Raw genomic sequence first — 23,135 nt, 5'->3', positions numbered from 1 at the left:
CAGGCGGTGCCGGCTGGGAAAGGGTCGGCATTTTAAGCATATTTGCCGGCGTGCGCCGGCTGGTGCTTGCAGAATATGCTGCGGTCACTGCGCCGCAGGCTATTGATTAATGCGCGCCCGCGCGCTTGAGCAAGCGCTTGCAGCGCTCGGACAAGTGCAACACGTGCAGTTGTTTGCCGGCCTTCGCGTAGCGCTCGCGCAGCGTCTTCAACGCGGCAATGGCCGAGTAGTCGATGAAGTTCAGATGGCGACAGTCGAGGGTCACCCGGGATGGATCGTTGACAGGCTCGAACTGCTCGAGAAACAGCGTCGTCGAGGCAAAAAACAGCGTGCCGTGCAGGCGATAGAGCTTGCTGCCGTCGGCTTCCAGATGTGTGTCGGCGTACAGCTCCCGGGCCTGCCGCCAGGCGAAGTTGAGCGCGGCGATGACGATCCCGCAGAGCACGGCGGTGGCGAGGTCGGTGAACACGGTAATGCCGGTCACCGCGACGATCACCAGGACGTCATTGAGCGGTACTTTGTTGAGCGCCCGCAGCGAGGCCCAGGCGAAGGTCTGTTGCGCGACCACGAACATGACTCCGACCAGGGCGGCCAGCGGAATGCGCTCGATAAAAGGTGACAGGAACAGGATAAACAGCAGGATCATCAGCCCGGCAACCACTCCTGAGAGCCGCCCCCGACCGCCGGAACTGAGGTTGATCACGGTCTGGCCGATCATGGCGCAGCCGCCCATGCCGCCAAACAGGCCGCTGACCATATTGGCCACGCCCAATGCCGCGCATTCGCGATCCGGATAGCCGCGGCTTTCGCTGATTTCATCGGTCAGGTTCAGGGTCAGCAGGGTTTCCAGCAGGCCGACCAGCGCCATCAAGAATGCATAGGGCGCGATGATCCGCAGGGTTTCCAGGCTCCACGGCAGTTGCGGCAGGGCCAGCACTGGCAAGCCGCCAGCGATATGCGCCATGTCGCCGAGGGTCCGGGTCGGCAGGTCGAGCAGGTACACCGCCAGGCCTACACCGAGGATTGCCACCAGCGCCGGTGGCACGCTGCGGGTCAGGCGCGGCAGCAGGTAGACAATGGCCATGGTCAGGGCCACCAGTCCCATCATCAGGTAGAGCGGCGTGCCGCTCAGCCAGCTTTCGCCGCTCTTGAAGTGTTCCAGCTGGGCCAGGGCAATGATGATTGCCAGGCCGTTGACGAAACCGAGCATCACCGGGTGCGGCACCATGCGCACCAGCTTGCCCAGGCGCAGAAGGCCGAAGGCAAGCATGATCAGTCCGCCCAGCAGTACCGTAGCGAGCAGGTACTGCACACCGTGCTGTACCACCAGCGCGACGATTACCACGGCCATTGAGCCAGCGGCGCCGGAGATCATGCCGGGCCGTCCACCCAGCAACGCGGTGAGGGTGCAGATAATGACGGCACCGTACAGTCCCATCAGCGGATTGAGATGGGCGACCAGGGCAAAGGCGATGCATTCGGGCAGCAGGGCGAAGGCGGTGGTCAGTCCAGCCAGGGCGTCGACGCGAAGGTGTTGGGGTTTCATGGCATACCTGAAAGACGTGCCGGCGGCAGCGGCGGTGAAAATAGGGGGGCGGATGGTACGCAGTTGAATGAGCGGCGGCCAGCTATCGGCGTTCGGCGAGGCTCGCCTGGATCAGCTCGGACAATTGTCGCACGGCGGCGGTTGGCGCTTCCGCGGCCTGGTGCAGTACATAGCCGAGCCTGGGCAGTGGGGGCAGGTCGTCAATCACGGCAAGGTGGGCGGGAAGACCGATGCGGGTACGCAAGGTGATACCGAGTCCGGCTGTCACGGCGGCCCAGATGCCACTGACGCTCGGGCTGGTGAGCGCCACACGCCAGGGGATGCGCGCCTGGTCCAGTGCCTGGGTGGCGATGCTACGCAAGATACACGGCGCGTCGAACACCACCAGGGGTAACGGCAGGTTGTCGGCCTGAGGCGGTGCGGACAGGTCGCGTGGGCCTATCCACTGCATTGGCGTTTCTCCGAGGCGCAGGGCGTGGGGCGTGCTCGCACCGGCGTCCCAGGCCAGCGCCAGATCCAGGCGACCACTCTCGATCAGTGCCAACAGCTCGGCGTTGCGGGCGATACTGACTTCCAGGCTGACCCCTGGATGGACCCGGGCAAAGCGCCGCAGTACGTCGCTGAGCAGGTGTTCGGCAAAATCGTCCTGCAACCCGATACGTAGCGTTCCTTCGATACGGGCCTCCTGCAAGTTGCTGAATATCTCGTCGTTCAACTCCAGCAACCGCCGGGCCTGGCCGAGCAAGGACTCGCCGGTCGGTGACAGGATCAAGCCGCGGCCTGACTTGACCAATACCGCACTGCCGACCTGGCTTTCGAGTTTCTTCAACTGGGCGCTGACCGCCGAGGTCGAACGGCCAAGACGCTCGGCTGCCTTGGCAAAGCTGCCGAGCTCGACACCAGCGACAAAGGTGCGCAGTACATCAAGATCGAAGGTGGGGTGACGCATGGGGGAGATCATCCACTTATTTAGGACTATATGTTCTATCTAATCTGATATTCGGAACTATCGTCGCTGGTTAACCTGCCTCCGTCAAATCGACAGTTCTGTTGGAGGTTGTATGCCTTTCGCCCGTATTTCCCTGCTTCGCGGCAAGTCCCCCGAGTACCTTCGCCAGCTATCCGAAGGGCTGCATGAGGCCCTGGTGGAAAACTTCGAGGTGCCGGCGGCCGACTGCTTCCAGGTCATTCACCAGCATGAGGTGGGTGAGTTGGTTTTCGACAGCCACTATCTCGGCGGACCCCGCAGTGCGGACTTTGTGCTGATCGCGATTACGGCTGGTCGCTCTCGAGATACCGCCACCAAACAGCGCTTTTATCGGCGGCTGGTTGAGCGCTTGAGTACGGCGCCGGGGATTGATCCGGAGGATGTCATGGTGGTGATCAGCACTACCCAGGCGGATGAGTGGTCGTTTGCGGGAGGGCGTGGTAACTGACGAGCCGAGCAACGCCATTCGCACCTTGTGGGCATCAGGACGGGTTATCATGCTCGCGCCCTTTGCTGCAGACTGCCAAGGGTGCGCCTCAACCCTCGGAGCCCGATGTTCGATGTCCACGATCACCTTGTTTGAAACCCCGCCCCCGGAGCCGATCCACAGCCAGATCCAGCAAATGGTCGTCGATTACGTCACCGATATCAGCCAGGTGGCCATCGCGCCGAGCAACCCACTCTACAACCTGTATCAATACGGCGTCGGGTATGAGGTTCATCTCTACTTGCAGGCGATGGAGGGCGGAAAGGGGCTTGCCGTTGAACTGATCGTCGCAACGGATGCGCAGGATCCCGGGAAGCTCGTGGGTTTCCTGCTTTATCTGCCGGTCAAGGATGATTCGCAGGCGTGCTCGGTGGCCTATATGGCGGTGCGCGAAGGTCATCGGCGCCAGGGTGTCGCGCGGGCGATGATGCGGCGGATGCTCGAACGCTATCCTCACGCGGAGCTGGCCTGCGTCGTCGGCAAGGTGCCGGTGTTCGAGGCCATGGGTTTCCAGGTGTTGGCCGCGCGTGGGCCGCAGGTGTTGATGAATACCCGCGACCATGGCACGGACGGCCTGGTGGCGGTGCTGGACATCGCGCCCATTTATCGTTCGCTGGAGGTACGGCAGATTCATGCCTACTTGCTGCAGCAACATGGCAAGCGCGCGATGGTCGACGCCGAGAAGCAGCGTGACCGCCAGCTCGACCAGATGACCCGCCATGCCAGGGCCTTTGTCCTGGAACGGCTGGGCGAGGCTGGATAAAACCGTCAGTCAGCCAGCGGGGGGCTTAGCCGCGCTATCCCTTGCCCCTTGCAGGAGCCAGCTTGCTGGCGATGAGGCCCTGGAGTCTTGCATCGCCCTTGCGGCCGCCATCGCCAGCAAGGGGGCGTTCCCCGAATATCTATTGGCTGCCGAACATCGCGGTCCAGTAGATCCCCGCATCGCTCTTCGGGTCCACCGCGTAGGCGGCGCCCAGCTCGCGGAATTGTGGATTCATCAGGTTGGCGCAGTGGCCGGGGCTGGCCAGCCAGCCGTCGACCACCTTGCGCGCGGTGTCTTGCCCGGCGGCGATGTTCTCGCCGATCAACTGGCCGTTGTAGCCTGCCAGCTCAGCCCGATCGCCGGGGGTACGACCGTCGCGGTCCTTGTGGTCGAAAAAGTTGTTGTTGGCCATGTTCCGCGTATGGCTTTCAGCGGCACTCGCCAGCACGGCGTTCCAGGCCAGGGGTGTCGTCGCGGCAAATGCCTGGCCGCCGCATTGGCGTGCTTGCGTACGGGCGCTATTGATCTGCTCGAGCAGCTTCTGGCCTTCCGCCTGCCAGTCACCCAGGCGCCCGCTCAGCAGCGGCCGCGCCAGCACAATGCGCCACTCCCGGCCTTCGCGGTTGACGCCAATATCGACGAACTGCGGGTTCAATACCACCTGGCAGAAACTCTCCTGCACCGCTTTCATGGCCGCCGCCGCGTCACGTGGTCCGGACAGGCTGATCGCCTGCACGGTGACCATTGGATAGGCATTGGCGGCCATCGCCTGCTGCAAGTCGCCCGGGTTGTCGATCGGCAGCACCAGGCGAGGATCGGCGACCAGTGGCGGCAACTCCAGCGATGCCTGGCTCGCGCAGCGCTGCGCCTGGCTGCGATAGTGGTTGATCGAGTCAACCAGTTGCGCCTGTTCGGGGGCCGCGGCGCTGGCGCTGAATGCCGGACCCAGTGCCAGTGTGACCAGACCGATAAGCGATGGTATGAAGCGCATGGGCATCTCCCTTGGACGAACTGCGGCCATGATGCCGGATTTTACAGGCCAGGAGCACTTGAACATCAGCTGGCTTATCCTACTTTTTAAGTAGGTTATTTCTTTGTAAAGACGAGGCATTTTCATCCACTCGAGTAGCTGAGGTATTATGTCGCAGCAAGGAAGCGTCTAGCGTGCCTATCCGAGGTGACCAAACGTCGAAGGATCCGCGAACAAGCCCGACGAGCTTCGTTGAACGAGCTGATTGACTCCGCTCTTTGACCAGGTTCGAGCAAGGGCTAACAAAATGAGTGTCACCCAACGTAGCTGAAGCCAATGACTAATAAAAAGTCAGCGCAGGAGGGACATGAAAGTGAGGCCGGTGGTTGCCATGGGCCTTGTGTGTCTACCTATCCTAGGTATTACTGAATGTTGAAGAAACTGAACACAGCGCTGCTGGGGCTGGCGGTGTCGATGGGCGCGATGTCCGCGCACGCGGCCGAGGCAAAGAAAGTCGATGTGTTGCTCATCGGCGGGGGCATCATGAGTTCGACCCTCGGGGTCTGGCTCAATGAGTTGCAGCCGGACTGGTCGATGGAAATGGTCGAGCGCCTGGATGCCGTCGCCGAGGAAAGCTCCAACGGCTGGAACAACGCCGGTACCGGCCACTCCGCGCTGGCCGAGTCGAACTACACGCCCTACGGCAAAGACGGCAAGATCGATATCTCCAAGGCGATCGAGATCAACGAATCGTTCCAGATCACTCGCCAGTTCCTGTCCTGGCAGGTCCGTCAGGGCGTATTGAAGAACCCGCATTCGTTCATCAATTCGACGCCGCACATGAGCTTCATGTGGGGTGATGACAACGTCAAGTTCCTCAAGGATCGCTACGCGGCCCTGCAGACCAGCCCGCTGTTCAGCGGCATGCAGTACAGCGAAGATCAGGAGCAGATCAAGAAGTGGGTCCCGCTGATGATGCAAGGGCGTGATCCGAAGCAGAAGATCGCCGCGACCTGGACCCCCATCGGCACCGACGTGAACTTCGGCGAGATCACTCGCCAGTATGTTGCCCATCTGCAGACCCAGCCGAATTTCAAGCTGCAGTTGTCCAGCGAAGTCGAGGACATCAAGCGCAACGAAGACGGCTCCTGGCGCGTGGTCTACAAGAACCTGAAAGACGGTACCCAGACTGAAACCGACGCCAAGTTCGTGTTCATCGGTGCTGGTGGCGGCGCGTTGCACCTGCTGCAGAAGTCCGGCATCCCTGAAGCCAACGACTACGCGGCGTTCCCGGTAGGCGGTTCGTTCCTGGTCACCGAGAACCAGGACATCGCCCTCAAACATATGGCCAAGGCTTATGGTATCGCCTCGACTGGCGCGCCACCCATGTCGGTTCCGCACCTGGATACCCGCGTGCTGGATGGCAAGCGCGTGATCCTGTTCGGGCCCTTCGCGACCTTCTCCACCAAGTTCCTGAAGAACGGTTCGTACTTCGATCTGCTGACCAGTACCACCACGCACAACGTCTGGCCGATGACCCGCGTTGGCATCGAGCAGTACCCGCTGGTCGAGTACCTCGCCGGTCAGCTGATGATGTCGGATGACGATCGCTTCAACGCCCTGAAGGAATACTTCCCCGAGGCGAAGAAGGAGGACTGGCGCCTGTGGCAGGCCGGTCAGCGCGTGCAGATCATCAAGCGTGACGAAGAGAAGGGCGGCGTGCTGAAACTCGGCACCGAAGTGGTGACCGCCAAGGACAACAGCATCGCCGGTCTGTTGGGGGCATCGCCAGGTGCTTCCACCGCTGCGCCGATCATGCTGACGGTTCTGGAAAAAGTCTTCAAGGACCAGGTCGCGACGCCTGCCTGGCAGGAAAAGCTGCACCAGATCGTTCCAAGCTACGGCACCAAGCTCAACAGCAGCCCCGAGGCGGTGCAGAAGGAATGGAACTATACCGCCGAGATCCTGCAACTGACCAAGCCTCCGCTGATCGGCCAGACCGTAGCTGCGCCTGCTGCGCCAGCGGCACCTGCCGCGGCCGCCAAGCCAAAGGCCGAGGGCAATCCAGCGGCTGACATGGCGCTGTAAGACCCCGCGGTGCCAGACAAGGTCTGGCGGGGATCCGGAAACACCCACTGAGCGGTCACCGCGCAGTGGGTGTTTTTTTTGGGCAAGAACTTTCGCCTGGCCGACGTCCGCGCGAAACGGAGTGCCTGTGAGCGACCGAGGGGCGCCCCAGCGTCAACATCATTTGCGCCCGGTCAGACGTTGGTCGTATTTGTCTGGATATTATTCGATGCCCGCGCAATGATCGACGGCAAAAGGCCATCCGAGTATGGCCGAGCGAACGAGTCAGATTGACGACTATGGGTACTGATGAGAAAACTCACGACAGTTGAGCAGATGTTGTTGCGCGATCGCGAAGAAGAGGAGCGGCTCGCCGCCCTGCATGCGTTCGACTTGATGGACGTAGCACGCGAAGAGTGTTTCGAGCGGATCTGTCGCTTGGTCGCCTCGCGATTTCAGGCGCCGGTGGCGATTGTCAGCCTGATCGACAAGGACCGGCAGTGTTTCCTGGCCACCACAGGCTTTTCCGGTCGGGAAACACCGGGGCTGGAACTGTCGTTCGGCGCCCACACGATCCGCCAGAGCGGCGTGTTCGTAGTGGATAACGCCCACCTGGACCCTCGCTTCGCGGATTTCCCCCAGGTCAAGGGTGAGGATGGCCTGAGGTTTTATGCCGGTGCGCCCTTGCGCACGGAAGGCGGCTACGCCATTGGCAGCGTCTGCATCCAGGATACCGTCTCGCACACATTGACGCCGGCCGACCACGCCGCCCTTGAGGATTTCGCCGCGCTGATCATGCAACTGATCGAGCGCCAGCACCTGCTCAAACGCGTGGATGCGGTCAGCGGCTTGCCCAATCGCACGCAGTTTCTTTCCGACCTGCAGGGCTTGCTCCAGGCCGGCGATGCGCGCAAGAGAGTGTTGGTCACGGTCGATGCCCTGGACACGGATTGGGCGCATCGGTTGACGGTGGCGGAGGGCATGCTGCCCTTCGAAGCGGTGCTGGGGGATATGGCCTCGCGCATCCAGGCGTTTATCGGCACGGGCATCAAGATCTATCACGTGACGGTCAAGGGGTTTGCCTTCACGATGCAGATGGACGCCGATGAGGCCCGCGGCTTTTTGCCCCGCCTGGTGGATTGGCTGCGGCGAGCGCCCATCAGCGAGAATCTGCCGATGGTTCCCACGGTTTGTGCGGGGTTGCTGGAGTTCGAGAACGACTCGGACACGGCCCGGGAATTGCTGCGCAAGGGCCTGTTCGCTCTGGAGACCGCGCGGCAGAAAGGCCAGCCCTATGCCTATTACAACCGGCACGACGATGCGGTGTTTCGGCGTCTGTTCAGCCTGCTGCCGGACATTACGCCGGCCCTGAAGTCCGATGATGTGTTCCTGGTCTACCAGCCCCGGTTCTTGTTGCGCGATGGCGCGCATGTCAGTGCCGAGGCGCTGATTCGTTGGAATCATCGACAGCATGGCTTTATCTCTCCGGCGGAGTTCATTCCGATTGTCGAGAAAAGCTCGCTGATCCATTCGGTGACGGACTGGGTGATCGAGCGGGTCGTGACGCTGATCGCCCGCACGGGCTACGCTCAGGACAAGAAAATCTCGCTCAACCTGTCATCCCGGGATTTTTATGGGCGCAACGTGGCCGATCTGATCGTGCAACGCTGCGCCGCCCACGGGGTCGACCCGGCAATGCTTGAAGTGGAAATTACCGAAGGCGAGTGGCTGCGTTCCAGCGCCGGGGTCATCGAGCAGCTCCAGCAACTGAGAAATATGGGGGTCGATGTGGCCATCGACGATTTCGGCACGGGCTATAGCAACTTCTCTTATCTGCACAAGATCCCGGCCAATATCCTCAAGCTCGACCAGTCGATGATTTTCGACCTGGAGCACAGCGCCCAGCATCAACGGGTCGCGAAGTCGATCATCGGCGTGGCCCGGGACCTGGGCTATCGAACGGTGGCCGAGGGGGTGGAAAGTTTCGCTTGCCTGGAAATACTCAAGCACTTCGGCTGCGACGAAGCGCAGGGTTACTTTCTTTCCAGGCCGGTCGAAGAGGTGCGTTATTTCCAGCAGGCGGCGCTGGATCGTTTCCCTCTGAAGGCCGGTTGACGGCGTTCTTCAGACCCCGCGAGGGACGCGCCCGACGCGTGGCAATGCTCTGACCGTTCGTCGGAACTGTTAATTATGACAAGTTGTTACCGCGGCTCGGTCTAAAGTCATATATAGCCAAGGAGCCCGCTTGTCCGGCGGGTGCTGCTGTAGTGGCCATCAGGACATAACCCCGTTCAAGATGGAGAGACATGATGCTCAATTCGAAACGTCTTAAGGCGCTGGCCATGGCGATCGTCGTTGCCCAGGCGGGCGTGGTCCCGATGGTGATGGCGCAGGCGCAGGTGGCGCCGACGACCCAAACCCAGAAGGTCACCGCCGAGAAGGGCGACATGCAGCTTGCTGCGAAGAAAAAGCACAAAAAACACAAGAAAGCCAAGAAGAGCGCCGCGATTCAAAGCGTGAGTGTGAACGCCACCGCCTGACAGTATTTATTGGGGGCGACGAGCCCGAGGGCGACAGCGATGTCGAACCTCGGGCTTTTTCATTGGCGCCGCTTCACGGCGCACGCAAGGTGCGGGTCATGCGCAGGGCCAACAGGCTGCCAGCGACGATCACCGCGGCCAATACATACAAGGCGGCGTCGGTGGAGCCGCTGGCATCCTTGACCCAACCGACCAGGTACGGGCTGAGGAAACCGGCCATCTGGCCCATGGAATTGATCAGCGCCAAGCCGCCGGCCGCCGCGCCAGCGCTGAGCAGGGCGGTAGGCACCGGCCAGAACATCGGCAGGCCGGTAAGGGCGCCCATGGTCGCAATCGTCAGGCCGAGAATCGCGATGGCCGGCGAGGTGGCGAAGTTGACCGCGATCAACAGGCCGATGGCGCCCATCAGCATCGGTATCACCAGGTGCCAACGGCGTTCCTTGCGCAGGTCGGCGGAGCGCCCCACCAGCAACATGAACAGCGCCGCCAGCAGGTAGGGAATCGCGCTGAGCCAGCCGATCACCAGATTGTCGGCAAAACCCAGGTTCTTGATGATCGACGGCAGCCAGAAGTTGATGGCGTAGACACCGCTCTGGATGCAGAAGTAGATCAGGCCGAACGCCCAGATGGCCGGGTTCTTGAACACTTCCCCGAGCGAGTCGCTGACGGTTTTCGGCTTGTTGGCCGCATCGAACGCCTGGTCGGCTTCCAGTACGGCGCGCTCCTCGGTGGTCAGCCACTTGGCGTTGGCAAACTTGTCCGCGAGCAGAAAAAACGCCCCAATGCCCAAGGCAATGGTCGGAATACCCTGCAACAGGAACATCCACTGCCAGCCAGCGAGTCCGCCCTGGCCGGCGCCAAAGTGGTTGAGGATCCAGCCGGAGAAAGGGCTGCCGAGCAGGCCCGAGACCGGGATCGCCGACATGAACAGGGCCATGATCCGCCCACGGCGGAAACTTGGGAACCACTGCGAGAGGTACAGCACCACACCCGGGAAGAACCCGGCTTCGGCGGCCCCGGTGAACAGGCGCAGGCTGTAGAACTGGGTCGGCGTACTGACGAACAGCAGACCGCTGGACAACATCCCCCAGGTAATCATCATCAGCGCGATCCAGCGCCGTGGACCGAAGCGGTTCAACGCCAGGTTGCTCGGTACGCCGCACAACACGTAGCCGATAAAGAAAATCCCGGCCCCGAGGCCATAGATGGTTTCGCTGAACTTCAATGCGTCGAGCATCTGCAGCTTGGCGAATCCAACATTGACCCGGTCGAGGTAGTTGAACAGGTAGCAGATGAAGATGAAGGGAATCAGGCGCAGGGTGATGCGCTTGTATACGGCGTCTTTCAAGTCAGCGCTGGCCTGGGATAACGCGGCACTCTGTGACATGGCGGTCTCTCTTTATTATGATTTTTTTGCGATGCAAGGGTAACGTTGATCGCCCTATGAGTCTCGGTCACCCCAGCCTGGCTGTCTTTGTGCTGGTGCACAGGGTTTGCCGGTGTACCCTGTGCTGCTGAACAAAGGCTTGCCGCCCCATCTGAACCAAGGACCTTACCGCTATGTTCGAGCTGGACCATGACCTTGCGCAGGATATCGTCGACCGGACGATGGCCATTCTGCCGTACAACGTCAATGTCATGGACAGCCAGGGCCTGATCCTGGGCAGTGGCGAGCCGGAGCGGATCAATACCCGCCACGAAGGCGCGCAACTGGTGCTGGCCAACGGTCGGGTGGTGGCGATCGATGAGCAGGCGGCCAAGTGCCTGAAGGGCGTGCAGCCGGGGATCAACCTGCCGTTGTTGCATGACGAACGGCTGATCGGCGTACTGGGCATTAGCGGTGAGCCGGAGCAATTGCGTACCTACGCCGAGTTGGTGCGGATGACCGCCGAGATGTTGGTGGGCCAACGTCACCAGCAAGCGGAACAACAATGGCGGCGCCAACGTTGTGACGATCTGCTGGCCTTGTTACTCAGTGATGAAGGCGACTCGCCGCGCTTGATCGACGAGGCCCGGCAGATGGGGCTCAAGCCGCAATTGTCGCGTATTCCCTACCTGTTCGAGCTGGACCCGGGGCAGAGTGCCGAAGCGCTGATGGCCTGGCTGCAATCGCGTTATCCCGACAGTTGGTGTGTGAGCGCCTCGACCGCCTCGCTATTGTGGTGTCGGCCGGCGACCGTGGTCCTGGACGATCAGCGCCTGCTGGAGAAACTCGACAGCCTGGGCTGGAAAGTCGCCCGAGTCGCCGCGGGCGGGCAGGCTGACGGTTTGCACGGTTTGCGCCGTTGCTATCGGCGAGTCGGTGATTTGCTGGCCTATGGGCGGGAGGTCCTGCCCCATAGCCGCCTGCTGCACCTCAATCGCTATCGCTTGCCGGTGATGCTCTGGCGGCATCGTAGCGACGACGCCCTGGAGGAACTGCTCAAGCCGTTGCGCAAGGTGATCGCCAAGGACAGTAACGGCCAGTTGCTCGCTACCCTGCGCAGTTGGTGCGAGCATGATGGCCAGAGCCAGGCCTGTGCCGAGGCGCTGGGGATCCACCGCAACAGCCTGCGCTACCGGATGGAGCGGATCGCCGAGGTCAGCGGTGTCGACCCGTTGCGTCTGGACGGAATGCTGGCATTGTACCTGGGGGTGCAATTGCTGCCGCACCGCGAATCGCCCTTGTAGGAGCCAGCTGGCTCCTGCAGGGGATTGCGCCGGTCGCGGATGAGCCGGTTTGTGGGAGTGAACAATAAAGCCCGTCCGGGCTTGTGCGGCGGACTGGCGTCATTCCCTGTTTCAACTGGCAGCATGGACGCCACAAGAACTGGAGATCATCCCCATGAAAATCATCATCGCCCCCGATTCGTTCAAGGACAGCCTCAGTGCCGAAGGCGTGGCCCAGGCGATTGCCGAAGGCCTGGCGCGGGTCCTGCCGGCGGCGCGGTTGATTCAATGCCCGATGGCCGACGGCGGCGAAGGCACGGTGGCCTCGGTGCTGGCGGCGTGCAACGGCGAGTTGCGCCAGGCACGGGTGCGTGGTCCCCTGGGCACTCCGGTGGACGCGCATTGGGGCTGGTTGCCGGCCACCGCCACGGCAATCATCGAGATGGCCGAGGCCAGTGGCTTGCAGTTGGTTCCGAGCGGTCAGCGCGACGCTTGCATCACCAGCACCTTCGGTACCGGCGAGTTGATCCGCGCGGCCCTGGATGCCGGGGCACAACGTATCATCCTGGCCATTGGCGGCAGCGCCACCAACGATGCCGGCGCCGGCGCCTTGCAGGCCCTGGGCGTCGGCTTGTTCGAGGTCCGCGGGCAGGTCGTGCAACCGGGTGGCCTGGCCCTGGCCGGGGTCGCGCGGGTAACGCTCGACGGTGTCGATCCGCGGCTTGCCCGGGTAAGTTTCGAGATTGCCGCCGACGTGAACAATCCGCTGTGCGGCGAGCATGGCGCCTCGGCGATCTTCGGCCCGCAGAAAGGCGCGACGCCGGCCCAGGTGCGTGAGCTGGATGCGGCCCTTGGGCATTTTGCCGACCTGTGCGCGCAGGTGCTGGGCCACGACAGGCGCGACGAGCCGGGCAGTGGCGCGGCGGGCGGCCTGGGCTTCGCGGCCAAGGCCTTCCTTGGGGCACGCTTTCGTCCCGGCGTCGAGGTGGTGGCGGAACTGGTGGGCCTGGCCGACGCGGTGCGCGGTGCCGACCTGGTGATTACCGGCGAGGGTCGCTTCGATGCCCAGACCCTGCGCGGCAAGACCCCGTTCGGCGTGGCGCGGATTGCCCGCGAGCAGGGCGTGCCGGTGATCGTGCTGGCGGGCACCCTCGGCGAAGGCTATGAGCAGATGTATGAGCACGGGGTCGATGCGGCCTTTGCCCTGGTGCCCGGGCCCATGAGCCTGGAACAGGCTTGTCGCGAGGCGCCACGCCTGCTGAGTGCGCGGGCCGGGGACATTGCCCGGGTCTGGAAGCTGGCGGCCGATTCGCGGAGCTGACGCATTGCTGTGAACGCTGGATCGCCTTGTAGGAGCCAGCTTGCTGGCGATGGCGACTTTTCAGGCGACGCTGATGTTGATCAGCAGATCGTATCGCCAGCAAGCTGGCTCCTACAGGGTCATCGACCTGGCGATGAAGAATGATGATGCGTGGTGTTTCCTTAGCCCATTCAGGGCTAAGCTTGCGCTCAGTCCAAGCTTTCGGACTTGTCTGCCTGGAGATGTTCAATGGCTCGTGCCCGCCCGCAACTGATCAGCGCAAAGCTTGCAAAACTGCATCCCACCCAAGTCACTGTCGGCCTGCAAGAGGTCGCCCTCAAGCAAGCCCAGTGGCAGCAACTCAAACGCAAGGAACGCGCCGCCGCCCTCGATAATCACTGGTTTCCCTGCGTCCTCGGGCCTGAAGGCCGCCACTACATCGTCGATCACCATCATTTCGGCCTGGCCCTGATGCAGGAGGAGGTGAAGACGGTGTCGTTGGTGGTGCTCAAGGACCTTTCGTTCGTCGAGCCCGCCAGCTTCTGGACCATCATGGATTTCCACCAGTGGGTCCATCCCTACGATGCCAAGGGCATCCGTCGCGGTTACGACAAGGTGCCCGAGCGTATCAGCGACCTGCAGGACGATCCCTATCGCAGCCTGGCGGGGGCCTTGCGCCGAGCCGGTGGTTTTGCCAAGGATGTCACGCCCTTCAGCGAGTTTCTCTGGGCCGACTTCTTCCGTACGCGCATTGCCGCCACTGAAATCAGCGCGCGGAGCGAGCAGGTGCAGGAAACCGCGCTGAAACTGGCGCGCAGTCAGGCTGCCCGTTACCTGCCGGGTTGGAGTGGTCCGATCGATGCCTGATCCGTCCAAGCCATCCATTGCCGTGCCTGCCAGCGAATCCAAACGCGGTTGGACAGATCTCATCGCCGGGCTGTCGATTGCCGGTCTGTTGCTGCCCGAAGCGGTCGCCTATTCGAGTATCGCCAACGTGCCGCCCCAGGCCGGGGTCATCGCGCTCTTCGCCGGGCTGCTGTGCTACGGCCTGTTCGGCACCAGCCGTTATGCGATTGTCTCCGCCACTTCGTCGTCGGCCGCGGTGTTGGCGGCGGCCACTGCCTCGGTGGCCGGCCCCGACATGGCGCTGCGCCTGATCATGGCCATCGGCCTGGTGATGATCACCGGCCTGATGTTCCTGCTCGCGGGGCTGTTCAAGTTGGGCAGCGTCACCTCGTTCATTGCCAAACCGGTGTTGCGGGGCTTTGCCTTCGGCCTGGCGGTGACCATCATCCTCAAACAGGTCGCGAGCATCGTCGATGTGCATCCCAGCCACGGCGACCTGATTCACTTCGTCCCCGAACTGCTTGGCCAGTTGCCGCGCTGGAACTGGGCCGGTGCCGCCGTGGCGTGCGTGGCCCTGGTGCTGCTCTCGGTCATGGGCCGCTACCGGCGCCTGCCGGGCGGGTTGTTGGTGGTGATGCTTGGCGTCGCCGCCGGCAAGTGGCTGGACCTGCCCAGCTACGGCGTCAGCCTGATTGGTGTGATCGATTTGCAACCGACAGTGCCGTCGCTGCCGCGCCTGCTGTTCGCCGACTGGCTGAAGCTGGTGGAACTGGGCTTTGCCATGGTGATGATTCTCTACGCCGAGTCCTACGGTTCCATCAGCGCCTTTGCCCTCAAGCATGGTGACCGGGTGACATCCAACCGCGACTTGTTGGTGCTGGGTGGTGCCAACCTGCTGTCCGGGCTGTTCCATGGCATGCCCACCGGCGCCGGCTACTCCGCGACCTCGGCGAATGAGGCCGCCGGCGCCACCTCGCGAATGGCTGGCGTGGTGGCGGCCTTGGTGGTGCTGCTGATCGTGCTGACCCTGTTGCCGCTGATCGCCCTGACGCCGGCGCCGGTGCTGGCGGCCATCGTGATCCATGCCTTGACCCGCGCCCTGAGCCTGGAGCCCTTGCATCGTTACTTCGTCTGGCGCCGGGATCGCTTCCTGGCGATCTGCGCGGTGGCCGCGGTGCTGGCGCTCGGGGTGCTGGACGGCTTGCTGGCGGCGGTGGCGATCAGCCTGATGCTGATGTTGCGACAAATGTCCTCGGCGTCCATCCAGGTGCTTGGGCATATCGCCGACGGCCATGATTTCGTCGATTGCCAGTTGCATCCGCTGGCACGGGAGGTGCCCGGATTGCTGATTGTGCGGCCGGGCGAGCCACTGTTTTTCGCCAACGCCGAACGTATCCTCGGCAGCGTCTCGCGGCTGGTTCGCCAGCAAGGCGCGGCGGTGCATTCGGTGATCCTCAGCCTGGAGGAATCACCGGATCTGGACGGCACCAGCCTGGAAGCCCTGCAGGACTTCATCGTGCGCTTCCAGGCCGAGGGCAAGCGTCTGTTGTTCGCACGCTTGAAGCACGAGGCGCACCAGGCCTTGCTGGCGATGCCGGCCGAGACACTGGCACAGGTGACGCTCAGTGACTTGAGCGTGTATGCGGTGGTGCAGCAGGTGAATCAACCACTCGAGACTGTCGACGGGCACTGATTCTGCCGAGCCTGCTCCCATCACGGCCTGGGGTCGACCGCTGATCATTGTCGTACCCAGGTCCCGGTAGGAGCCAGCTTGCTGGCGATAGCGGCGGTACAGCTGGCTCATCGCTGGCACGGCGCGCCTGGTTCAACTGGCGAAACGCTGTCTGAGCAGATCAGCCATGTTGTTCAGCTCCGCCACCGGGTTGTGTCCGATCAGCATGTAGGCATAGGTCGGCCCGGACCAGAACACCACGTTCATGCCATGGCGGACTTCCTGCGCGACGGCCCGGGCACCGGTTTGCGAACGGGTGATGCACAACGCCAACGGTCCGTGCCGAGGGTCCAGGTAGTTGATCTGGGCAATCGGTGTCTGTTCGTACTCCAGCATCTGTGCGCGCTTGAGTTGCACGACCGGCAGTTGCACCTGGACCGGTTCAAGCGTCAACCCCAGGCGCTGTTTGACACCCTGCAACTGGGCCCGGTGAGCCGCTTCGTCGCCGGGCAGGTTTTCCAGGGTTTGCGCCGTGTAGAGCGCCATATAGTCAGCCACCAGCCCGCGCCAGTTGCTGTCGCTGGGCGGCGCGGGCGTGCGCCAGGCCTGGAACAGCCGATCCGCGGCAATTCCCGCGAGCATGAAACTGGCGGCCACGGCGAGGAAACCGCGCCGACTCATGGGCGCCGCTGCCTGGTGTGCCGGCAGCGTCGCGAGCATCGCCGTCAATCGGGCCCGGGGCGCCTGTTCGAGCAGCTCGTCATAGGTCTCCTGGAACGGCAGCTCGCTGCGCATCAACCACTCGAGACGTTCGGCCACGGCTTCGTCATGGGCAAGGGCGGCTTCGATCCGGTTGCGCTCCTCGGCATCCACTTCGTCATCGAGAAAGGCCACCAGTTGTTCATCGGTCGGGGTGTAGTGCGAAAGCTGGTCGGTCATCGCCGTTCTCCGCTGTTTGTGCTGGGCACGGCACGCAGGGGTGGATGTTCCGCCAGCTTCACGCGCGCGGCGGCCAGTCGGCTCATGACCGTGCCGATGGGCACCTCGAGCACCTGCGCCACTTCCTTGTAGGACAGGCCTTCGACATAGGCGAGAAATACCGTTTCGCGCTGGGCGTCGGGCAGGGCATCGACGCGTTTGATGACCTGCGCGGCCAGGACGTGGGTCTGCGCCACCTGTTCGCCGTCGAAGCTCAGCGCTTGGTCGGCATCCACCTGGCCCTGGCCCCGGCGAACCCGCTGGGAGCGCACTTCATTGAGCCAGATCGAATGCAGGATGCTCAGCAACCAACGATCCATGCGCGTGCCCGAGACGAACTGTTCGCCTCGCTCCAGGGCGCGGACACAGGTGGCCTGCACCAGGTCTTCGGCGAGATGCCGCTGGCACGACAATACCAGCGCGTAACGCCACAGGCGCGGCAGGTGCTGGCCCATCTCGGTGCGTATTTCCTTGTCGCTGGCGATGACAACCTCCGCCTTTAACGGTGATCAGCTCTGGGTCGGGTGCGCGATGGCGTCGGCCAGGTCTTCATATTCCTCGCAACCGGTGCCGCAGAGCGACTTGATGGTCTGCAACTGCGCCTGGGCCAGGTCGATGCGACCTTTGATTACATAGGCTTCGCCGAGGTATTCACGTACCTGGGCGTAGGCCGGGTCCAGCTTCACAGCCTGCAGATAATAGCCGATGCCTTCGTCGGTGCGGCCCAGTTTGCGGGTGGCGTAGCCGCGATAGTTCAGGGCCTTGGCGGTATTGGGCTGCTTGAGGGTGTCGAGCAGGTCCAGGGCCTCCTGGTACTGACCGTCCTTGGCCAGGCGATAAGCGTAGTCGGCGCGGTCTTCGTCGGGCGTCAGGCCGCTGACCAGAGGGATGCAGGCTTTCTTGGCTTTGTTCCAGACCTGGCCCTTGGGGCAGATCGGTGGCATGGATTCGGTTTTTTCGCCTGACGCGAATGCTGGCGTGCTCGACAGGGCAACGCTCAGGCAACTGGCAATCAGCAAGGGAACCGCGAAGGTAGCTGTACGAATGTTCATCGGCAATACTCCGGTGTCTGCAGGGTAGTAAACGCTTGTGTAGCGGGTTCTATGCACGGCTGCTGAAAATTATTATCGACGGCATGTCGCAAACAGTCGTGATTGCTGCTGTGGCTTGAACACCCGGGGCGCGGAATTTATTCATCGCCGTGGAAAAAATGTTCCCCCGGCGAATTTTTTGCAAAGACGATCATTCCCACCCGAGGGCAGGAATGATCGGGTGTTGAGTTACAGTCCCAGCGCCGAAAGCCCGGGGTGATCGTCTGGACGACGTCCCAGCGGCCAGTGGAACTTGCGCTCCGAGGCCTTGATTGGCAGGTCGTTGATGCAGGCATAGCGGTTGGACATCAGGCCGTTCTGGTCGAACTCCCAGTTTTCGTTGCCATAGGAACGGAACCAGTTGCCCGAGTCGTCATGCCATTCATAGGCGTAGCGCACGGCGATGCGGTTGTCGGTAAAGGCCCAGAGTTCCTTGATCAGGCGGTAATCCAGTTCCTTGGCCCACTTGCGGGCCAGGAAACCCTTGGCTTCCTCGCGGTTATGGGCGAATTCGGCGCGGTTACGCCATTGGGTGTCCAGGGTATAGGCCAGCGATACCCGTTCCGGGTCCCGGGAGTTCCAGCCGTCTTCGGCCAGGCGGACCTTCTCGATCGCCGATTCACGGGTGAAGGGGGGAAGTGGCGGGCGAACGTCAGCGTCAGATGACATGGCAATGTCTCCAATTGAGTAGGGTTCAGACTAGTTGTCGCGCTTGGGTCAAGTGGTCGCGGGCCCGTCGGCCACTCGCTCATCCAGAGCGTAGTGGCGATTCGGGGCGCGACTCAGAGCGCCAATAACGTTCGCGCCATGCATTGCGCATTATCGGCTGCACCGAGGTCACCCATGACCAGTGCAACGGTAATGGCGCCGTCGATCAGGATCAGCAACTGTTTGCCGGTTGCCTGGGGATCGGCGATGCCATGTGCTTCACAGAGCTCGACCACATAGTCGAGCAACTTCTGTTTATGTTCCTTGGCCAGTTGACGCACCGGGTCCTGGGGGTCGCCCGTTTCACCGGCGGTATTGATAAAGGCGCAGCCGCGAAAGCCCTCGCTGGCGAACCAGCCGCCCAGCACGCTGAACAGGGCGAGCAAGCGCTCGCCGGAGCTGGGGGCCTGATCGACCTCGCCGCGATACCACTGCATCCAGCGGATATCTCGACGGCGCAAGGCTTCCAGGGTCAGCTCGTCCTTGGTACCGAAGTACTTGTAGAGGCTTTTGCGCGCCACGCCGGAGGTTCGTACCAGAAGATCGATGCCGGTGGCATGGATGCCACTCTGATAGATCAACTGCTCAGTGGTATCCAGCAGGTTTTCGCGGGTCTGATTCGGAGTGATTTCGTTCATGGGAAGGAGAGTAGAACGATCGTTCTCCATCGTCAATCGTCTTGTTCAAAACAATCCGTGAAAAGCGTGCGAGGCAAGGGTTGGGGGCCTGAAAATCCTTCCAGGGCCGCGGTGCGGGTTGTTGGCAAAGCCTGTTCGAAGGCAGATCCAAGAGCAGCGCATGGTGTAGACTTGCGGATCTTTCGCATTCGACCCTAGCGAGCCCTATGCCTTCGCTCTTCAAACGCTCTCTGTTGCCCAAACTGCGCGGCTTCCCGCTGGCTGCCGAGGACTTGACCATCCTGCCTTCGGCCACCGAGTTCCGGCGCTGCCTGCTGGAGAAGATCGCCACTGCCCGGCGACGCATCACGCTGGTGGCGTTGTACCTGCAGGAAGACGAAGCCGGTCAGGAAATCCTCGATGCCCTGCACGCGGCCAAAGCAGCCCGTCCGGAGCTGGATATCATCGTCGTGGTGGACTGGCTGCGGGCCCAACGTGGCCTGATCGGCGCCGGCAAGCAGCCGGGCAACAGTGCCTGGTATCAGGCGCAAACCCGCGACCACGGCACTGAAGTACCGATCTACGGAGTGCCGGTACAGACCCGCGAGCTGTTCGGCGTGTTGCACCTCAAGGGTTTCGTGATCGACGATTGCGTGATCTACAGCGGCGCGAGCTTGAACAACGTCTACCTGCACAAGTTCGACAAGTATCGTTTCGACCGTTACCACCTGCTGCACAACGCGGCCCTGGCCGACTCGATGCAGGGGCTGGTGCGCAACGAGTTGCTGGCCTCCCGCGCGGTACGCCGTCTCGACGTGCCGGAACTGCCGACGACCCGCAGCCTGCGTGGCGACATCGGCGATTTGCGCAGCCGACTGAAGAAGGCCGGCTATGACACCACGGCCGGCAGCGAGCCGACTTTCGGTCTGTCGGTCAGTCCACTGGTGGGGCTGGGCAAGAACAATCCGCTGAACCGCCTGGTCTGCGAGCTGATCGCCTCCAGCCAACAGCAACTGACCATCTGCACGCCGTATTTCAACCTGCCGCTGGCGGTGACCCGGGAAATCAACCGGGCCCTGGAGCGTGGGGTGAAGATCGATATCATCGTTGGCGACAAGACCGCCAACGACTTCTATATCCCGCCGAGCCAACCGTTCAAGGTGATCGCCGCCTTGCCGTATCTCTATGAGATCAGCCTGCGGCGCTTCGCCAAGCGTCACCAGGCGGTGATCGACAGCGGGCAGTTGAACCTGCACCTGTGGCGTGACGGCGACAACACCTATCACCTCAAGGGCATGTGGATCGACGAGCGCTATACCTTGCTGACGGGGAACAACCTCAACCCGCGAGCGTTCCGGCTCGATCTGGAAAATGCCTTGCTGATCGACGATCCGCGTCGCGAGCTGCTGGAGGCGCGGGCGAAGGAGTTGGCGTCGATCATGGAAAACACCCGGCGGGTCGACAGCTTCAAGAGCCTGGAAACCCTGGTCGACTACCCGGAAGCGGTGGGCAAGTTCCTGCGGCGGGTCAGTCGGGTAAGGATCGAGCGGTTGTTGTATCGGATGTTGTAAGGCGGGAGGACGGCAGGGGTACCGCGTTATCGTTCATCGCGAGCAAGCTCGCTCCTACAGTATTGGGTCGTTCGCGATAGCCGAGTTCAACCGAACCATTGGAGCCAGCTTGCTGGCGATGGGGCCATCCCAGGCGAAATCAATCCCCCGGGATGAATACCGGCCTCAGTTCAGGCCCAGCTTGCCACGCAGCGTCGAGAGGTCTTCGGCCAGGGTCGTGACCGGCCCCACCAGCGCCTTGCGGTCGGCGTCCTTGACCTTGTCATAGGTTTCAAAACCGCCATCCTTGGTCTTGTACTTGGCCAGGATCTTGTCCACGGCGGCGAAGTTCTTGTCCACCTTGGCGGCGAAAGCCTTGTCCTGCTTCTCGATCTGCGGACGGAACAGGTCGACGATCTTCTTTGCACCGTCGATGTTGCCCTGGAAGTCATACAAGTCGGTGTGGCTGTAGCGGTCTTCCTCGCCGGAGATCTTGGTCGCGGCCACTTCTTCCAGCAGCGCGGCGGCACCCCCCACCACTTTCTCTGGCGGGAAGGTCAAGCCGGCCACGCGGGCTTGCAGGTCCTTGACGTCCTTGTTCAGGCCGTCGGCCAGTTCACCCAGGCCATCGGTGCTGTTTTCCGAGAACAGGCTGTATTCGATGCGGTGGAAACCGGTGAAGTCTTCAGCCTTCACGCCTTTTTCATGGTCGTTGACGCGGGAGTCGATGGCGCCGTCCAGGTCGTTGAACAGCTCGGCGATCGGCTCGATCTTCTCGTAGTGCACGCGAGTCGGCGCGTAGAGCTTCTTGGCGGTGGCCAGGTCGCCTTTCTTAACCGCGTCGGTGAACTGCTGGGTCTTGCTCGCCAGTTCATCGAGTTCTTCGCTCACATAGATCTTGTAGTCGGACACCGGTCCCACCAGATCCAGCGGCGCGGTGGCCGCGAAAGCCGAAAGCGGTGTATGGAACAGGCCAAGGGCCAACAACAAAGCAAGAGGCGACTTCTTCATGGGACGTTTCCTGGTGAGTTAAGGGTCAAGCAGTGGTTTTTTGTTTTGCCGCTGAAAGCAGTGAGCGACCGATGAAGTCCTGATCGCCCGTGACCCCGGGCAAGGTGAAGAAATAGCCGCCGCCGATAGGCTTGAGGTATTCCTCCAGGGGCTCGCCATTGAGCCGGGTTTGTACGGCGATGAAGCCTTGCGAGAGGTCCGACTGATAGCAGATGAACAGCAGGCCCATTTCCAGTTGGCCGTTCTTGCTCACACCGTTGGAGTAGTTGAACGGGCGACGCAGGATCAGGTTGCGCTGGGTTTCGGCGGTGCGCGGGTTGGCCAGGCGGATATGGGCATCAAGCTTGGTCAGCTTGCCTTGCGGGTCCTTGGTGTAATCGGGAACCTGGGTTTCCTTTTGGCCATCCATGGGCGCGCCGCTGCTCTTGACCCGGCCGATGATGCTTTGTTGTTCCTGCAGGGGGGTACGGTCCCAGCGTTCCACCAGGTTGCGGATGATCCGCACCGCCTGATAGCTGCCGGCCACTGCCCAGGCCGGTTCGTTGGCGCCGGGCTGGACCCAGACAATGCGCTCCATGGTGCTGGCATCGTTGGAGTCCGGGTTGGCCGAACCGTCGCGAAAGCCGAGGAAGTTGCGTGCGCTCTGGGCCGGTTCGCCGGCCTTGAGTGGTGCCTGGGCCGGTACCGTGCCTTCCTGTTTCCAACGCACCAGCAGCAGGTCCGGGGTGTTCTTGACGATGTCGCGCAGGGCGTGGATGTTGGTGTCCGGGGTGTTGGAGCAGAACTGCAGGCTCAGGTCACCGTGACACAACTCCGCTTGCAGGGCGTCGTTGGGGAAGCCGACCATGCGGATCAGTTGCTTGGGCTTGACCGCGGCCAGGCCATAGCGTTCGTCGAACAGCGACTCACCCACCGCGACGGTGATGGTCAGGTTGTCCGGGGTGACCACCGGGCCGAGAATCCCGGAGTCCAGGGGCGGTAGTTTTTCATCAACCTGTTTCACCGCGCCGCCGCTCATGAGGAAGGCGATGCGCTTGTTCAGGGTACGGAACAGGCGTTCGAGCTCGTCGCGGTCGCTGGCCAGGACGTCGAAGGAGACGATCATGCCGGCGGCCGGACGTGGGGTGACGATCCCGGTCTGGTGCTTGCCGTGGAAATCGTGACGGTCCTGGGTCTTGTCACTGCTCGGGGCTTCGGTCACCTGGGCCTGGACCTGGTTGGCGGCCATGGCCGGGCAGCTCAAGGCGCTACCGGCCAGGGCGGCGCCGGCCACGCCCATGCCCAGCAGGACGCGACGGCGTTGGGCGGAAAATTCGGCGTTGCTGTGTTCTGAATCGCTCATATTCGTATCG

Annotated in this window: 21 protein-coding genes; 10 read left to right on the top strand and 11 right to left on the bottom strand. The window is 62.3% G+C overall.

What is annotated here, in order from left to right; genetic code table 11:
• Positions 1-106 precede the first annotated feature (106 nt).
• Together PFEN_RS19575 and PFEN_RS19570 are read right to left on the bottom strand one after the other, a co-directional pair.
• The gene (locus PFEN_RS19575; protein WP_191488454.1) at positions 107-1,546 is read right to left on the bottom strand and encodes a SulP family inorganic anion transporter; all 1,440 of its coding nucleotides are present in this window, start codon (positions 1,544-1,546) and stop codon (positions 107-109) included.
• 82 nt (positions 1,547-1,628) lie between these two features.
• Positions 1,629-2,495, bottom strand: coding sequence for a LysR substrate-binding domain-containing protein (locus tag PFEN_RS19570; RefSeq protein ID WP_191488453.1), 867 nt, complete (start codon positions 2,493-2,495; stop codon positions 1,629-1,631).
• A gap of 112 nt (positions 2,496-2,607) precedes the next feature.
• Between PFEN_RS19570 and PFEN_RS19565 the strand changes: the two genes are divergently transcribed.
• Both PFEN_RS19565 and PFEN_RS19560 read left to right on the top strand, forming a co-directional pair.
• On the top strand, positions 2,608-2,982 hold the full coding sequence (locus PFEN_RS19565; protein WP_191488452.1) for a tautomerase family protein: 375 nt from the start codon (positions 2,608-2,610) through the stop codon (positions 2,980-2,982).
• Between the two features lie 112 nt (positions 2,983-3,094).
• Positions 3,095-3,784, top strand: a complete 690-nt coding sequence (locus PFEN_RS19560) for a GNAT family N-acetyltransferase (protein WP_191488451.1) — start codon at positions 3,095-3,097, stop codon at positions 3,782-3,784.
• A gap of 139 nt (positions 3,785-3,923) precedes the next feature.
• Here PFEN_RS19560 and PFEN_RS19555 read toward each other — a convergent pair whose 3' ends face one another.
• Positions 3,924-4,775, bottom strand: a complete 852-nt coding sequence (locus PFEN_RS19555) for a CAP domain-containing protein (protein WP_191488450.1) — start codon at positions 4,773-4,775, stop codon at positions 3,924-3,926.
• Positions 4,776-5,183: 408 nt separating this feature from the next.
• Here PFEN_RS19555 and mqo point away from each other — a divergent pair, with 408 nt between their 5' ends.
• The 3 genes from mqo (at position 5,184) to PFEN_RS19540 (ending at position 9,361) form a co-directional block, all read left to right on the top strand.
• A complete protein-coding gene (mqo, locus tag PFEN_RS19550) occupies positions 5,184-6,842 on the top strand; it encodes a malate dehydrogenase (quinone) (RefSeq protein WP_191488449.1) in 1,659 nt (552 codons plus the stop codon).
• Positions 6,843-7,130: 288 nt separating this feature from the next.
• On the top strand, positions 7,131-8,936 hold the full coding sequence (locus PFEN_RS19545) for a sensor domain-containing phosphodiesterase (RefSeq protein ID WP_224771011.1): 1,806 nt from the start codon (positions 7,131-7,133) through the stop codon (positions 8,934-8,936).
• Between the two features lie 191 nt (positions 8,937-9,127).
• Complete coding sequence (locus PFEN_RS19540) at positions 9,128-9,361, top strand: hypothetical protein (RefSeq protein WP_191488448.1); 234 nt, start codon at positions 9,128-9,130, stop codon at positions 9,359-9,361.
• A gap of 73 nt (positions 9,362-9,434) precedes the next feature.
• Here PFEN_RS19540 and PFEN_RS19535 read toward each other — a convergent pair whose 3' ends face one another.
• Positions 9,435-10,748: an MFS transporter gene (locus PFEN_RS19535; protein ID WP_191488447.1), complete on the bottom strand. Its 1,314-nt coding sequence runs from the start codon at positions 10,746-10,748 to the stop codon at positions 9,435-9,437.
• Between the two features lie 173 nt (positions 10,749-10,921).
• On the opposite strand from PFEN_RS19535, the gene PFEN_RS19530 reads away from it, so the two are divergent.
• From PFEN_RS19530 to PFEN_RS19515, 4 genes are all read left to right on the top strand, one after another.
• Positions 10,922-12,031, top strand: coding sequence for a sugar diacid recognition domain-containing protein (locus tag PFEN_RS19530; protein WP_191488446.1), 1,110 nt, complete (start codon positions 10,922-10,924; stop codon positions 12,029-12,031).
• 154 nt (positions 12,032-12,185) lie between these two features.
• Complete coding sequence (locus PFEN_RS19525) at positions 12,186-13,331, top strand: glycerate kinase (protein ID WP_191488445.1); 1,146 nt, start codon at positions 12,186-12,188, stop codon at positions 13,329-13,331.
• Positions 13,332-13,559: 228 nt separating this feature from the next.
• Positions 13,560-14,177 carry a ParB-like protein gene (locus tag PFEN_RS19520; RefSeq protein WP_191488444.1) on the top strand — a complete coding sequence of 206 codons (618 nt, stop codon included), beginning with the start codon at positions 13,560-13,562 and terminating at the stop codon, positions 14,175-14,177.
• Positions 14,170-15,849, top strand: a complete 1,680-nt coding sequence (locus tag PFEN_RS19515) for a SulP family inorganic anion transporter (protein WP_191488443.1) — start codon at positions 14,170-14,172, stop codon at positions 15,847-15,849. The genes PFEN_RS19520 and PFEN_RS19515 overlap by 8 nt, the downstream gene beginning before the upstream one ends.
• A 132-nt stretch (positions 15,850-15,981) precedes the next feature.
• On the opposite strand, the gene PFEN_RS19510 is transcribed toward PFEN_RS19515, so the two are convergent.
• The 5 genes from PFEN_RS19510 to PFEN_RS19490 form a co-directional block, all read right to left on the bottom strand.
• Positions 15,982-16,767 (bottom strand): anti-sigma factor family protein, encoded by a 786-nt coding sequence (locus PFEN_RS19510; RefSeq protein WP_191488442.1) that lies wholly within the window; start codon positions 16,765-16,767, stop codon positions 15,982-15,984.
• Complete coding sequence (locus PFEN_RS19505) at positions 16,764-17,261, bottom strand: RNA polymerase sigma factor (protein WP_191488441.1); 498 nt, start codon at positions 17,259-17,261, stop codon at positions 16,764-16,766. The genes PFEN_RS19510 and PFEN_RS19505 overlap by 4 nt, the downstream gene beginning before the upstream one ends.
• A 54-nt stretch (positions 17,262-17,315) precedes the next feature.
• Positions 17,316-17,858, bottom strand: coding sequence for a tetratricopeptide repeat protein (locus PFEN_RS19500; RefSeq protein ID WP_191488440.1), 543 nt, complete (start codon positions 17,856-17,858; stop codon positions 17,316-17,318).
• Positions 17,859-18,086: 228 nt separating this feature from the next.
• Positions 18,087-18,566: a DUF1348 family protein gene (locus PFEN_RS19495; RefSeq protein ID WP_191488439.1), complete on the bottom strand. Its 480-nt coding sequence runs from the start codon at positions 18,564-18,566 to the stop codon at positions 18,087-18,089.
• 113 nt (positions 18,567-18,679) lie between these two features.
• Entirely contained in the window at positions 18,680-19,243 is a 564-nt protein-coding gene (locus tag PFEN_RS19490) for a TetR/AcrR family transcriptional regulator (protein WP_191488438.1), read from the bottom strand.
• A gap of 206 nt (positions 19,244-19,449) precedes the next feature.
• Between PFEN_RS19490 and pssA the strand changes: the two genes are divergently transcribed.
• Entirely contained in the window at positions 19,450-20,793 is a 1,344-nt protein-coding gene (gene pssA, locus PFEN_RS19485; protein WP_191488437.1) for a CDP-diacylglycerol--serine O-phosphatidyltransferase, read from the top strand.
• 165 nt (positions 20,794-20,958) lie between these two features.
• Here the strand turns inward: pssA and efeO are convergent, their stop codons facing one another.
• A complete protein-coding gene (efeO, locus tag PFEN_RS19480) occupies positions 20,959-21,783 on the bottom strand; it encodes an iron uptake system protein EfeO (RefSeq protein WP_191488436.1) in 825 nt (274 codons plus the stop codon).
• Between the two features lie 25 nt (positions 21,784-21,808).
• Complete coding sequence (gene efeB / locus PFEN_RS19475) at positions 21,809-23,125, bottom strand: iron uptake transporter deferrochelatase/peroxidase subunit (protein WP_191488435.1); 1,317 nt, start codon at positions 23,123-23,125, stop codon at positions 21,809-21,811.
• Positions 23,126-23,135: the final 10 nt, after the last annotated feature.

It is taken from the genome of Pseudomonas sp. FEN (genome assembly GCF_904067045.1).
Lineage (GTDB): Bacteria > Pseudomonadota > Gammaproteobacteria > Pseudomonadales > Pseudomonadaceae > Aquipseudomonas.
This window is presented reverse-complemented; position numbering and strand designations above follow the sequence as displayed.

Excerpts from the sequence above, each read along its gene's own strand:
- PFEN_RS19530 (WP_191488446.1), top strand. The coding sequence starts at position 10,922 with ATGTTCGAGCTGGACCATGACCTTGCGCAGGATATCGTCGACCGGACG.
- efeB (WP_191488435.1), bottom strand. The coding sequence starts at position 23,125 with ATGAGCGATTCAGAACACAGCAACGCCGAATTTTCCGCCCAACGCCGT.
- PFEN_RS19565 (WP_191488452.1), top strand. The coding sequence starts at position 2,608 with ATGCCTTTCGCCCGTATTTCCCTGCTTCGCGGCAAGTCCCCCGAGTAC.
- PFEN_RS19555 (WP_191488450.1), bottom strand. The coding sequence starts at position 4,775 with ATGCGCTTCATACCATCGCTTATCGGTCTGGTCACACTGGCACTGGGT.
- PFEN_RS19500 (WP_191488440.1), bottom strand. The coding sequence starts at position 17,858 with ATGAACATTCGTACAGCTACCTTCGCGGTTCCCTTGCTGATTGCCAGT.
- PFEN_RS19575 (WP_191488454.1), bottom strand. The coding sequence starts at position 1,546 with ATGAAACCCCAACACCTTCGCGTCGACGCCCTGGCTGGACTGACCACC.
- PFEN_RS19540 (WP_191488448.1), top strand. The coding sequence starts at position 9,128 with ATGATGCTCAATTCGAAACGTCTTAAGGCGCTGGCCATGGCGATCGTC.
- PFEN_RS19520 (WP_191488444.1), top strand. The coding sequence starts at position 13,560 with ATGGCTCGTGCCCGCCCGCAACTGATCAGCGCAAAGCTTGCAAAACTG.
- PFEN_RS19510 (WP_191488442.1), bottom strand. The coding sequence starts at position 16,767 with ATGACCGACCAGCTTTCGCACTACACCCCGACCGATGAACAACTGGTG.
- PFEN_RS19495 (WP_191488439.1), bottom strand. The coding sequence starts at position 18,566 with ATGTCATCTGACGCTGACGTTCGCCCGCCACTTCCCCCCTTCACCCGT.
- PFEN_RS19535 (WP_191488447.1), bottom strand. The coding sequence starts at position 10,748 with ATGTCACAGAGTGCCGCGTTATCCCAGGCCAGCGCTGACTTGAAAGAC.
- PFEN_RS19515 (WP_191488443.1), top strand. The coding sequence starts at position 14,170 with ATGCCTGATCCGTCCAAGCCATCCATTGCCGTGCCTGCCAGCGAATCC.
- PFEN_RS19490 (WP_191488438.1), bottom strand. The coding sequence starts at position 19,243 with ATGAACGAAATCACTCCGAATCAGACCCGCGAAAACCTGCTGGATACC.
- PFEN_RS19525 (WP_191488445.1), top strand. The coding sequence starts at position 12,186 with ATGAAAATCATCATCGCCCCCGATTCGTTCAAGGACAGCCTCAGTGCC.
- mqo (WP_191488449.1), top strand. The coding sequence starts at position 5,184 with ATGTTGAAGAAACTGAACACAGCGCTGCTGGGGCTGGCGGTGTCGATG.
- PFEN_RS19545 (WP_224771011.1), top strand. The coding sequence starts at position 7,131 with ATGAGAAAACTCACGACAGTTGAGCAGATGTTGTTGCGCGATCGCGAA.
- efeO (WP_191488436.1), bottom strand. The coding sequence starts at position 21,783 with ATGAAGAAGTCGCCTCTTGCTTTGTTGTTGGCCCTTGGCCTGTTCCAT.
- PFEN_RS19570 (WP_191488453.1), bottom strand. The coding sequence starts at position 2,495 with ATGCGTCACCCCACCTTCGATCTTGATGTACTGCGCACCTTTGTCGCT.
- PFEN_RS19560 (WP_191488451.1), top strand. The coding sequence starts at position 3,095 with ATGTCCACGATCACCTTGTTTGAAACCCCGCCCCCGGAGCCGATCCAC.
- PFEN_RS19505 (WP_191488441.1), bottom strand. The coding sequence starts at position 17,261 with ATGGGCCAGCACCTGCCGCGCCTGTGGCGTTACGCGCTGGTATTGTCG.
- pssA (WP_191488437.1), top strand. The coding sequence starts at position 19,450 with ATGCCTTCGCTCTTCAAACGCTCTCTGTTGCCCAAACTGCGCGGCTTC.